This window comes from Autumnicola edwardsiae (assembly GCF_031846505.1).
Classification (GTDB): domain Bacteria; phylum Bacteroidota; class Bacteroidia; order Flavobacteriales; family Flavobacteriaceae; genus Autumnicola; species Autumnicola edwardsiae.
Genome location: NZ_JAVRHP010000091.1, coordinates 1 through 12,933 on the forward strand (window position 1 = coordinate 1; position 12,933 = coordinate 12,933).

Sequence of the window (12,933 nt, forward strand, 5' to 3'; positions counted from 1 at the left end):
CTTAGGCAGGTTTGACGGAAAGTGTGTGCACTATGACTTTGAAAAAATTCTGGTCTACCTTGATGCCAAAGGAAAATTGCTCTTCGGGAAGAATTTCAAAATTTATAAGAAAGACAAAAAAATCCTATTGAAGTTATGTTCTTATTTCATCAGGGACAAGGCTACCTGCGATAAATTTGAAATTGATATCGAAAAAGGGATACTACTTTCAGGTCCAGTAGGCTGCGGTAAAACTTCTTTGATGAAATTATTAAGGCACCTGGTGCCCGCACAACGCCCTTACGAAATGATCCCTTGCCGAAATGTAACCTTTAGTTTTAATCATTTGGGATATAAAACTATAGAAGAATATGGAAGTTCCAGGTTTTTCTGTTTTGATGATATGGGCGTTGAACCGCCCGGTAGATTTTACGGTAAAGACCTGAATGTTATGGGAGAAGTACTACTCTCCCGATATGACCTTTTCCTGGAAACCAATAGAAAAGTAAAAACACATGCTACCACTAATTTGAATGCTGAAGAATTGGAAGAACGTTACGGTAACCGTGTTCGCAGCCGGATGCGGGAATTGTTTAATTTAATTGCTTTTGAAAAAGTGGTTAGAGATAAGAGAAAGTAGAAGCCTATTACTAGTAGTGTCACTGGTAATGATAACTACCTTATAAAATATTTCTTAAAGTAAATAGGCTTGTTTAAACATCCGAATTGTGACGTTAAATTTTATCTTTGTGTAAAAATCTTAACCTTTTGCAACTATCTCAAACTTTTAAAGACGGATTGAATTCTCTTGGTTTTAACCAAGAGAACAATCATTGTCTTTTCTTTACTGATGATTATAAGCAAACAGAAGATTTATCAGTAAAACTTCAACTTGAAAAAGCAATAAAGTTTGAGGCTTCGGCAGTTTTTTTCCGAAATGAAATTAACAAGTTCAAAGCGCAAATTTATATTTACGACTTTACTCAATCAGATTCTGATGAGAGCCATTTGAGCAATATTCAAAAAATGGTATGGAGCAACGGTGCTGTTCCTATTGTCTGTATTTTTTACAAGACGGAAATAAAAATACTCGATTGCACACAACATATTCAAGATGATAATAAGCCTGTTTATTTGGCGAGTTTAAATAATATAGCCAAGGCTCATCAACTTTATAACGCAAATTTTGCCGTTAAGATAAAAACAGGAACGTTCTGGGAAGAATCTAGTGTTAAAAATAAATTTAAATTCAATGCATCTTCCTACGATATCCTTATACGATGGATAAGAGAGATAGCTAAACAAATTGCATTCTCAAATTCCAATGCCGATGAGCGAATAATAAAAAAAATCATTATTCAGTCGATAATGATTAAATATTTAGAGGAAAGAAAAGACCCAGATGGTAATAGCTCTTTTAACCAAAAATATTTCCAGAAATATGGCAGTTGCCAAGAATTTGTAGACGTTCTGTCTAATGGAAATTTTGTGGCTCTGTTAGATGATTTACAGCACGATTTAAATGGTAATCTTTTTGAATGGAACTCCGAAGAGAAGAATTTAATACCTACTTTAAATTTAAATGGTCTTGTTGAAGCTTTGAAAGCTTATAAAAGACCCGAAGAAAGCCACAATCAGATTCTTGAACTAATAAGATATTACGAATTCAGTTATATTCCCGTAGAATTGATAAGTCGTATCTACGAAGAGTTTTTGGCTGGGGGCGATGATACCTTGTTTAGCCAAAAAGAGAAAAAACAAAAAGATGGCATCTTTTACACACCATCCCATTTAGCGCAGTTATTAGTTGATGAAATTATGCCGTTACATCAGTATGGCAGTATTGACATCAAATCATTTACAATCTTGGATCCTGCTTGCGGATCGGGAATTTTCCTTGTATTGGCTTTTAAAAGATTGGTACAATGGTGGCGCTTACAGAACGACCTAAAACAACCAAATATTCAAACTTTAAAGACTATTTTAGAATGTCTTTATGGTGTTGATAAAGAGTATCAGGCAACCAAACTTGCAGCCTTTAGTCTTTGTCTCGCACTTTGCGACGAGCTTTCTCCTAAACAGATTATCAACGAATTAAAATTTAGTGACCTTACAGAAAATCAAATTTTACATTCTGACTTTTTTATAGAGCACTTATTGGTTAAAGAAGATAAAGATTCTGAACAAAGAGCTGACTTCAAAAAAATAAGTAATAAGAAGTTTTCAAGAATTATTGGCAATCCACCTTTTGACCGTGGAGCCCTTAACTTATATAATAAAAAGTGGGAGAAGGAAAACATAGATGTTCCGCAAGGTCAAATTGCGTTGAAGTTTTTATCCGAAGCTTTAGAATTTTTAGAGCCTGGCGGATTGCAATGCCTCATAATCAAATCATCCAGTCTTCTCTACAATACAAGTTCAACGGAATTTAAGGATAGGTTGTTTTCAAATTATAATGTGCTTCAAGTCCTTGATTTCACCCCACTAGGGCGTAATAACAGTCTGTGGGATGGCGCAGATGTAGCTAGTGCCGCTATATTTCTACGTAATGAAAAACCAGATTTTAGTAAAAATATCCTGCATTTAATCTTTAGGAGAACTAAAGCGGTCAAAGAACGTATAGTTTTTGAGGTGGATGAATACGATTTTCATTTCGTTAATAGAAATGATGCGGTAAATAATCACTTTATTTGGAAAATCAACTTATTAGGTGGTGGTAGGATTGCAAGTTTGATAGCTAAATCACAAGTGCTAGATGATTTTGAAGACTATCTGAAATCTGAAGATTGTGTTTCGATGGAAGGCTATCAAAAAGGGTCTCATGGGAAAATGCAACCGAGCTATATGTACGAACTCGAAACCTTGCCTACGTCAGCTATCACTGCAAGAGGGATTGATTACCGACAGTTAGAATCGATACCTAATAATACTATTTTTTCAAAAGTCCCTCAAAGACTATTTTTTGAATCACCTAATGTAATTCTATGGGAAAATATGGGTACAGAAAAATTACCAGTTTTTCTGAATACCCAAAAGTCTTTTTCGTTCAAGGACAAATTAATATCCGTAAAATCAGAAACTAATAATTTAAAGGTTTTGCGGAGTATTGCTAATAATTTTGAGAAAAACTCTGACTTTTATCGCTTTTTTATATTCTGTACAAGTAGTCAAGTATTAATTAATTTGAATTCCGCTATCCTAAAAAAAGATTATATGACCTTGCCATATGTTGAGGATAGGAAAGAGTTTTTCAGCCATATAGATCTCAATATCATAGATGACGTCAACACATATTATCAAGACTTTTTACGGCACGGAGAACGTTCTGTGATTTTGGATAAACTTGAAGGAAATGAACTAAAAAATACAATTGAGTTATATGGTATTGAATATTGTAAACTACTAAACAACATACAAAATAATCGAAAGCAAACTTTTAAAGTTTATGAAGTTTGCGAGCTTTATGATAGCAGTTATATATGTGTAGTTTTTAAATATAGTTCGGCATCATCTAAAAATGAAATAAACTGGAAAAAAGATGGTCTTCAAGAGATTGAATCATTATCCAATTTTCAGATTTCAAGTAGATTAAACTCCCAAAGGATTGTTCGGTATTATCATTCCGACAATACGATAGTTATTGTTAAACCAAATCAAAAAAGGTACTGGCTTTCTCATAAAGCTTACAGGGATGCTGATAAGACCTTAATTGATTTAGTGAAAAATATAAATTAAGAATGGTGGTCGATGATTTTTCTGAAGACAGCATTGAGGCTTCTTTAAGTATAGACATTTCTGCAGAAGATATTCGTCGTAAGATTTTGGAAAGTATTTCGAATACCGCAAAACCCTTCATTCATTCCATACATACGCATAAAAATTCCGATTGGAATGAGGATAGTTTAACTCAAGTCTTCATAGCACAAAACACTGTTCAACTACAAAAGCTTTCCACATCGTTAATGGTTGCTACTCAATACAGGGATATTTATCATAAAACTAAAGGTATTCCCGATGTATTTTATTCAATGATTGAAGAAGGCAGAGACCATAAACCTTCTTTTGTAATGGAAGCTAAACGATTACCCACACCCATAAGTTCTCGTGAAAAAGAATATGTTGTAGGTAAAACAACAGCTGGAAATCCAAACGGTGGAATCGAACGATTCAAATTAGGAAAACACGGAGCTGGTCATTCTCATTGTGGAATGTTGGCATTTGTAGAGAAAGAAGAATATCAATATTGGTTAAAAAATATAAATTCTTGGATAGCGGAATTATACCCTATTTGGTCTGAAAGTGAGTTATTAAAACTACAAAAAAACTATGCGCATTACAGTCATTACAAGTCCAAAGTGGAAAGAGAGAAAGATGAAGTTAATCTCGATCATTTTTGGATAAAAATTTAAAATATATTCTTCCGAAACTTAATTATTTAACAACCTCAAGAAAGCTGAATGTTATATGGCTTGGACAAGACGTTTTAATAAACCTGGAGATCCTGAAGAAGGGTATTATTTCAATATTGGGTCTTTTGTCTGTCAAAACCATTTTTACGATGATTACATCAATAATCATATAGAGGAAAATGGAAAAAAAAGCCGCTGCTCTTATTGTGGGAAAGTGAGGGTTGTAATAGAGTTAGAATCAGTTCTTGAGATATTAGCAGATGGACTAAACTACATTTACGAAGATCCGGCTAATAGTCGATTTTTAGAGAAAGATTCAAAATATGGTTACGGCGGAAATGTAATGCCATTTAGTGAAGTGTGGTGGAATGATCCCTTTGATTTACGAATTGAGGACGACCAACTAATAGAAGATATTTATAATCAATTAGAAACTGACCAGTTATACTGTAAACGAGACGAATTTGGTTCTCACGAGGATTTTCTTCACGACCTATGGAATCACTTTAAATTAGTTCTAAGACATAAAGCTCGCTTCGCTTTTCATTTTCCCAATACTTTCAAACAATGGAATTTATCTGACCCCGCGGACATACTTCATCAGGTTCAATATGCCATTTTAAAGAACAATATGATAATTGAACTTCCTGAAAACTCAAAGTTTTATAGAACTAGACAACACCAAATAATAGATGAAGTATCTGAAGCTTCGCATATTGCCTCCTTGCCAAACTCTCTCAATAAAACATCAGGTAGGATGAATGCTGCGGGAATATCTTTGTTTTATTGTAGCCAAAACAAAGATCTAACTATCAAAGAAGTAGTTCGTAAGAGTCGCACCTCAAGTCCTTACTATACAACTGTAATATTCAAAAACAATAAGAAATTACAACTTGTAGACCTTACGAAGCTTCCGGATATACCTTCAGTTTTGGATAGAGATAACAATCGATTTAGGGACATAATTTTTTTTATGAAAACTTTTATGAAAGAAATTAGCCTGCCTATAAAAAATAAAAATTCTGTTCTCGACTATTTGCCAACACAAGTAATTACAGAATATCTACGATATAATCCCGATTTAGATGTTCAGGGTATGGTCTATTGGTCATCTAAAAGTACTCTCAAAAAGAATATTGTGCTTTTTTATGACCACGAAGAGTCCTTAAAAAAATTAAGTTTTGACGATTCCAGCTTAAAGACCTATCTAATTCAAGATTTATAAGGAGTATTTATAAGCTTCAATTAAAATCTCTTTTAAACATTTAGTAATTTCCATCCCTAACTCACTCCTAGTTAATATAATTTTTATTATCCAATCTAGTACTATAAGAGACAAAGCTCGAAAATTAACTGAATCCCAAAAGCGCAGTTAAACATTCATAAACAGTTTTAATTAACACGTGACAATTCGAACTTTCACACCCCTACTTTCAAACCCTAATTGCTTTTTGGTTCTGCAATTGATAGGCAAACCATACAGCTTCCTTTTGAATTTCCAGATTCGTTCTTGCCAACGTTTACCACTATCCTCTGAATTATCCGAATAGTTAAAATGCTTGGCCAAATTATAGCTCTTTCTTATAAGAAGAAAAGCTTGTGGTTATAACGGGTCAATAAAATATCCAATGGTGTTTCTGACTTTTTGTTGGGCCTTAAAATTTCCAATCCAATATTCAACATAATTTCTTCCTTCAATGTCATTTATTCCAATGGTGCCTGAATTGAATCTTTTCCCCCGTGTCCAACTTCAATAACAATTCGTTTTCTGGTTGCCGGTTCTTGTCAAAATTGATGCACATATTCTGGAACAAAATCACAAAATTGATGTTTTTGTCCCCTCCTCCCCTTTCCACATTTCCAGTTATTAACAAGCCTCTTCCAAAAACTAATATTATTTAATGCTAAATGAAAGCATTGAAAATCAATCTAATACAAATAATATTTTATTCACAATTTATTGATTTTCAATTATTTAAGTCATTAAATTTCTAATTTTCTCATAATGAAAACGAGTCAAAAATTTAAAATCCTTCGTTATGAAAAAATCAATCTTTCTGGCAACATTCTTCTCGTTGCTATCCACGTCACTTTTTGCGCAAATCGGTGGGATCGAAGATTCCGTAGCCGATATTTCCGATACTATAAGGAATATATTTCCAATCATTCTTGGAGTCATCTTTTTAGTCGGCTTTCTTTTTAATGCCGGTCACTTCTTTGGGGAAAACTCCGATCTCAAAAAAGGAATAACCCGAGTGTTGGTCTTTGTTCTAATCGCAGGCGCTGTGGTGGGAATCTTCACCTATTTGATCACCATTGTAGTCTAGATCGGAAGCTAAGCCAGATTTAAAAATACACAAAGGAACAATTATGAAAAAGTATGAACCTTATAAGAACATTCGAAAAGGTGCGGTAATCTTTGGGCTTTCCCTTCCCCTATTCGCGCTAATGATGCTTTCGATAATCGCGTCCCTACTGGTGATCATTTTCTCCTTCAGTCTGGGTGTGATTATTAGCGCCCTGCTCTTTAATGCATTCTTGTATATCGGGTTAAACCGTATCAGTAGGCTCCTGGAATTTCTACAGATGACCGGGGCATTTCCAAAAATGATCAGTAATAAAAGAAACTCAGGTATCCATTATGAAAAAGATTAACCTCGCCTCTCACTGGCCTATTACCGATATTCGGGACAATGTTGTTTTTGCCGCAAACGGTAACGTTGTCCTATGTTACCGGCTTGACCTTCCTGAAATTTACTCCTTATCGGAAAAAGATTTTGAAGACCTGCACGCCACTTGGTTTCAGGCGCTTAAAACCCTGCCGGTGGGTACAGTAGTGCATAAGCAGGATATTTATGAGAAGAAAGCATTCACTGCAACGTCACTTCCAAACAAAACCTTTTTAGAAAAAGCCACACGGGATCATTTTAAAGATCGGGAATATATAGCGCACCGCTCTTTAATATTTTTCACCCTGGCCAGGAACAAAGCTTTAAACAACTCCAAATACCTAAACCCTTTTCGAAAAGTTTCCAAAGAAATTATAAGGGAACTGGATGCCAACCTTAAAAGCTTTATCGGCTCGGTCAACGATTGTGTTTCCTTTATCGCTAACAGCCGAAAGGTTTCTATACAAGCGTTTCAAGCAAAGGAAATCCAAAACCTCACTACGGAATATTTTAATGGTTTCAATGAGGGTTTCGATACCGATATCCTACTCGAAAAACAACATATTCAAACTGGGGATAATTATTTTGATGCCCTGGCTATCAATAGCGAGCTGTGCTTTGGCGAAAGGGTACAGTCGAGCAAGACCAATGAGAAATTTACATCCGATGATTTTGTATTTCACCAGGGGTTTATTGATGGGCTGGGGCTTCATTTAAGAGAAAACCATATAGTCAACCAGGTACTCTACCTGGATGATAAACACAAATGGCGCAAGCTACTGGATAAAAAAGTAGAAGAACTTAGCAAAAGTTCCAACTTTGGATCACAAAACAAAGTCGTTCTAGGAAAGATTCAGGAAATCCTGGAAAAGATTAATAGCGATGATAACGCGCGGATTATTCGTGGCCATCTCAATGTTATCTTCTGGGATCGTGATCTTCGTAATTTGGAAGGCATTGCTTCTAAAATTAAGGCTGAGCTCAAGGAACTAGACATTACCCCTTACGCTCCAAGAGGCGAAGAACGAAAGAATTACCTGCTGAACAGCTACTGCTGCTTCTCTTCCAATTTTTCCGATGAAGATCTCTATGTGACCGATCTAAAACATGCCTTGTGCCTTTTTATCAATAACACCAATTATAAAACGGACCCTACAGGTATCATTTTTAATGACCGTGAGCATAATATCCCTGTGCTAAAAGATGTTTGGGACGAGGGAAAGAAACGCATTAAGGCACGGAACTTTGCCATCTTCGCCCCTACCGGGGAAGGGAAATCCTTTCTGGCCAATAACATTCTACGTCAATATTTTGAAAACGAGGTTCGGCTGGTGATTATCGATCTTGGAGGTTCTTATACGAAGTTCGCAAAACTCTATCCTGATAAGTACACTGTCTTGCGCTACGAGAGCGGAAAGAATTTAGGGATCAATCCTTTCTACATATCCAATCCCAATGATGTTAGCCCAGAGCGGTTAGAAGACCTTTCGGTTTTTCTATTAGAACTCATTGCTTCAGATGATAAGGTTACCAAAGCGCAATCCGTAGCCATTAAAAAGATCCTCCGTTACTATTACAAAAACAACAAGGAAAACCATTCCTTAGATAGTTTTTACCGTTTTATCGAGCAGCGAAAAGATGAGCTGCTGGAGACCCTTAAAATCCATCCCGACTACTTCAATGTTACCAACTTTTTGCACGTGCTCTCGGAGTATGTCGCCGATGGTCTATACAGCTTCTTATTTGAAGTTAGCGAAGATCAAACTTACAAGATTGAAGATAAGCGGCTGATTGTCTTTGAACTCGATGAAGTCAAAGACAATAAAGAAATCCTCTCGGTGATGCTCAAACTAATCAAGTCAGCGATCCAACGCACGATCTGGAAAAACAGGGCAGAAAAGGGAATTATTCTTTTTGATGAATTTGCCAAGCAACTCAAATTTGAAAATGTCCTGGAAAGCGTTGAATTCTACTACCAGGCCATTCGTAAACAGAACGGTGCCATTGGAATCATCTTGCAATCCATAAACCAGCTTCCTAATAATGCGACTTCCTCAAGCATCCTGGAAAACACCCAGGTGATTTACAGCCTGAATAATGAAAAAGGTTATGAAGAACTGGCCAGGCGCTTGAGCCTTTCCAGCCACGATCTCAACCAGTTGAAATCGATCAGGAATAATTTGACCGGCAAGCGCAAGTACACCGAGATCTTCATCAAGATCGGAAAAGAAAGTAACATTTTCCGCCTGGAAGTACCACCCGAAGTCTATGCTGCCTACCTCACCGACGGTACCGAAAACGAGGCCATAATGGCCATTTATAAAAAAACCAAAAATATGGAAAAGGCAATCAAGGAATTCATCAGGAAGGCCGAAACGCTAATTAACAATTAAAACAATTCGATATGAAAAACAAACACAAAACCTTGGTTCTCTCACTGGCCTTAGCTTTATGCTTGCCTGCAGGCGCTGCCTGCCAGGGGATGCCGGTGTATGATAATACGAACTTTGTCAGCCTGGTTAAATCCCTGGTGGAATCGGCCAAGCAAACTGCTAACTTGGTCAAGACCGTCAACTTTTTAAAGGCACAGAAAGAGAATATTGAGAAGGTCAATAGCGTGGTACAGGATTTAAAAGCCGTTCGTGAGATAGGTCGTAACAACCAACGCCTTATTGCGGTAATGCAGGATGACCTTCGGGATATCTTGAATTCCCCTTATATCAAACCCGACGAAATAAGCAGGGTGACCCAATCCTTCAGTGACGTGGTAGATAACTCCCTGGAAACCGCAAGCTTTATCGATGAGATTTTATCAAGTGATCATTTAAAAATGAGTGATGCCGAGCGGGCGGAGATTTTAAAGCAAAAAGAACTCGAGTCGAAAGAGATGGTCACCGATGTGCGGCTAAAGACCAAGCGTTACCGAGAGATCATTTCTTTTCGGGAAATGCAGGACAGGATTAATAACCGGGAAACAGGCTTTTGATGATGGAAGGGGTAATTATATTGGCCGTAGGAGTCGAATATATCGATAGTGTTTTCCAAACCATCCAGGAAAGCGAATTTTCTCGGTATACCATTGTCGGCATGAAGACCTTGGCGGTGCTCTTCTTTTTGGTCAACATCCTTAAAAAGTATAATGAAGGCATAGCCGACAGGCAGGGCTATACCTGGGGGCTTTCCCCCGCGGATCTGGCCAAGAACTTTGCGGTGGTCCTGCTGGTTATTTTTTCAACGCAAATCCTGGGCTTCTTTGACAATATTCTTGTGGCTATTGAAAACCAGTACCGAGATACAGCCCCTGCCCTTCTTCCGCTGCAGATGCAGGAGATCCCCATCGAGGAAGATGTCTCCCCTATGGGGGCGATGCGTAAAGCTATGGCTTTACTCTATGAGGCCTTAGTCACACCACTATATGGCTTTAAAACCTTTGCATTTTTAATTAGCCTGTTTCTATGGATTCTGGATTTATTCATCTATCCCTTATTCCTTGCGGAACGTTATTTCCTCTTGGGTATTATGCAGGCCTTTTTTCCGCTGGTACTAAGCCTGGCGGTATTTGAAAAGTTTCGCTCGATGGCCTATGGTTTTTTCAGGCTGTATGCCGCAGTATATATGCTGGTGCCTGCATTCTTCCTGGTTAATGTGTTTATTAATGCTCTGTATACGGAGATCAACACCAATTTTTGGGAAAACCTATTCGGTACGGATTACGGGAGCGGTTTTTTTGCACCGGTTGTAGAGCTGGGTTCGATAGTTTTTATCGTGTTTTTAAAATTCAAACTCTACCGGCGGGCCATTTCATTTACCCTAAGACTTTTCACCACTTAATCAGCAGCAACCGATATAACCAATTTAGTCATTGAAAAATATAGTTCAAAAATGAAAACACCATATAAAAATATCTATTTGATATTAAAACTCAACCGCTTTATCGTGCTGGCCGTAGTGCTTTGCTCAATGGGCTGCAGTGTTTTTGCCATTTGGATGGCCATCTCAACAAGAAACAAAGCCTTGAACAGTGCCTTTGCCATCAATACCGACGGCAGTATAATTCCATTAAAACTAGTGACCCAAAAAGAAAACTTCCAGGTAGAAGCCCTGGCTCATTTGGAGCTGTTTCATACCTATTTCTATAATATTGATGCCAGCAACTATGAGAAAAACCTGGAAAAAGCATTATGGCTGGGCAATAGTTCTGTAGACAACCTATACAGGCAGAAAAAGGCCGAAGGGGTTTACAACCGCTTATTGCAGTACTCGCTGGTCCAAAAGATATTAACGATCGATTCGCAGCTCGAAGAAAAGGAGGAATCGTACCATTTTAAAACCACTGTTATTTTTGAAATCAACCGCGGCAATATAGTAGACACCTATGAACTAGTAAGCACGGGAAAATTACTCATCGTAGATCGTCACTTTCCCCATAACCCTCACGGACTCCTCATTACGGATTATTTCGAAAACAGTTTAAGAAAAGTACCCTCACAAAATTAAAATTAGAACCGATGAAAATTGAAAAGAACAAAATCGTATTCATTAGCGTCCTGGTGGTCATTGTGATTTTTCTTGTCACCTATACCTTAATGATCACCGGGGAGGATGAAGAGCACCAGGAAAACCTCCGGCAAACTGAGATCCCTGATCTTGAAGAAGAAAGCCAGGAAACCTATGAGTCCAAACTGGAGGCTATTGATAACCTCAAAGAAGTTCGGGATAAGAATGCGCCAAGTATTTATGATGAAACGTTCTTGGATTCTTTAGGCTATTACGATACCGAGCTTTTGGAAAAAGAAAAAGAGCGCAAGATCGATAGTATTTATGAATTGGGAAAAGCACGGCAAGCACAAATCGCAAACCTCAAGCAAACCCCGCAAACCAGTCCATCGGAGAATAACAGCCCCTCACTAATAGAAAGAGCACCAAAAGTAGATACTGCGGAAATCGAGGAAAAGCGAAAAATCGAAGCCAAAGAAATGGGACTGGAGCATCAATTATTCTTTGCTTCTGCTCCCGAAGCACCTAAAGATGGTACTACCAGCAATACAGATAAGGAAATTAACGTGATGGTTGATGGTACCCAGGTAGTTAAAGCCAACTCCAGGCTTCGGATGCGACTTTCGCAGCCTGCCAGGATTGGTGATAAACTTATTCCCAAAAACACCCCGGTTTTTGGTTTTGTTAGTTTTCAGCCTAATCGTGTCCTGATTGAGATTGAAAATATCAATAAGCATCAAACTAGCCTAAAAGCCTTTGACCTTGAAGATGGTAGCAAAGGTATCTACATCGAGAACAATTTCCGGGCGGAAGTAACCACGGAAGTCCTGGATGATGTAATCGGTGATATTAATATCCCAAGTGTACCACAGGTCACTGGAATAAGCAAAGTATTCAGGCGAAATAACCGCAATGTGAAAGTGACCATTCTAAATAATTACAGATTAATTCTCAAAGCCAGCAAACCAAAGGCTAACTGGGGAACAGCTAACCTATAAAAACAATTCTTATGAAAAATTATCTTTTAACAACAGCCGCTTTACTGGTGATAGTTTTCACCAGTGCACAAGCCCAAGAAAAACTGGACACTATTTACGCTAATGAGTACAAGAATGTTGCGCTATTTTTTCCAGAGGAAATTAGCCAGGGTATTACCGGTGCTGAGCATTTTGTCTTTACCTACAACCGGGAAAAGCAGCAACACTTCGGACTGCTGCAGGCCAAGCCCGGCAGAGAAAGTAATTTACTTGTTATCGGAACAAATGGTTCGGTATTCTCCTATATCCTGAAGTATAAGAAACAGCTTTCCCGGCTGAACTATTTTATCCCTGAAGCGGAAAGTATTGGAAAAGAAAAGCCAGTTGTCAAGGATTCAGTTA

The 12,933-nt window shown here is 37.6% G+C and carries 11 protein-coding genes and 1 pseudogene; all 12 read left to right on the forward strand.

What is annotated here, in order from left to right; genetic code table 11:
• Window positions 1-619, forward strand: a 619-nt coding sequence (locus tag RM529_RS13770) for a P-loop NTPase family protein (RefSeq protein ID WP_311485357.1), incomplete at its 5' end; no start/stop codon positions are given.
• Between the two features lie 128 nt (window positions 620-747).
• The gene (locus RM529_RS13775) at window positions 748-3,714 is read left to right on the forward strand and encodes an HsdM family class I SAM-dependent methyltransferase (RefSeq protein ID WP_037317122.1); all 2,967 of its coding nucleotides are present in this window, start codon (window positions 748-750) and stop codon (window positions 3,712-3,714) included.
• Window positions 3,715-3,716: 2 nt separating this feature from the next.
• A complete protein-coding gene (locus RM529_RS13780) occupies window positions 3,717-4,388 on the forward strand; it encodes a hypothetical protein (RefSeq protein WP_051935781.1) in 672 nt (223 codons plus the stop codon).
• Window positions 4,389-4,443: 55 nt separating this feature from the next.
• Window positions 4,444-5,613, forward strand: coding sequence for a HEPN-associated N-terminal domain-containing protein (locus RM529_RS13785; protein WP_037317124.1), 1,170 nt, complete (start codon window positions 4,444-4,446; stop codon window positions 5,611-5,613).
• 814 nt (window positions 5,614-6,427) lie between these two features.
• Window positions 6,428-6,715: a hypothetical protein gene (locus RM529_RS13790; RefSeq protein WP_037317126.1), complete on the forward strand. Its 288-nt coding sequence runs from the start codon at window positions 6,428-6,430 to the stop codon at window positions 6,713-6,715.
• A gap of 43 nt (window positions 6,716-6,758) precedes the next feature.
• The gene (locus RM529_RS13795) at window positions 6,759-7,043 is read left to right on the forward strand and encodes a hypothetical protein (RefSeq protein ID WP_037317128.1); all 285 of its coding nucleotides are present in this window, start codon (window positions 6,759-6,761) and stop codon (window positions 7,041-7,043) included.
• Window positions 7,030-9,450 carry a TraG family conjugative transposon ATPase gene (locus RM529_RS13800; protein ID WP_037317130.1) on the forward strand — a complete coding sequence of 807 codons (2,421 nt, stop codon included), beginning with the start codon at window positions 7,030-7,032 and terminating at the stop codon, window positions 9,448-9,450. The genes RM529_RS13795 and RM529_RS13800 overlap by 14 nt, the downstream gene beginning before the upstream one ends.
• Before the next feature lie 11 nt (window positions 9,451-9,461).
• On the forward strand, window positions 9,462-10,043 hold the full coding sequence (locus RM529_RS13805; protein ID WP_037317133.1) for a conjugal transfer protein: 582 nt from the start codon (window positions 9,462-9,464) through the stop codon (window positions 10,041-10,043).
• A 2-nt stretch (window positions 10,044-10,045) separates the two neighbouring features.
• On the forward strand, window positions 10,046-10,888 hold the full coding sequence (locus RM529_RS13810) for a hypothetical protein (RefSeq protein WP_037317136.1): 843 nt from the start codon (window positions 10,046-10,048) through the stop codon (window positions 10,886-10,888).
• A gap of 51 nt (window positions 10,889-10,939) precedes the next feature.
• Window positions 10,940-11,554, forward strand: coding sequence for a conjugal transfer protein TraK (locus RM529_RS13815; RefSeq protein ID WP_037317140.1), 615 nt, complete (start codon window positions 10,940-10,942; stop codon window positions 11,552-11,554).
• Window positions 11,555-11,565: 11 nt separating this feature from the next.
• The gene (gene traM, locus RM529_RS13820; protein WP_311485358.1) at window positions 11,566-12,552 is read left to right on the forward strand and encodes a conjugative transposon protein TraM; all 987 of its coding nucleotides are present in this window, start codon (window positions 11,566-11,568) and stop codon (window positions 12,550-12,552) included.
• A gap of 11 nt (window positions 12,553-12,563) precedes the next feature.
• Window positions 12,564-12,933, forward strand: a pseudogene (locus tag RM529_RS13825) (DUF4138 domain-containing protein); the annotation flags it as partial.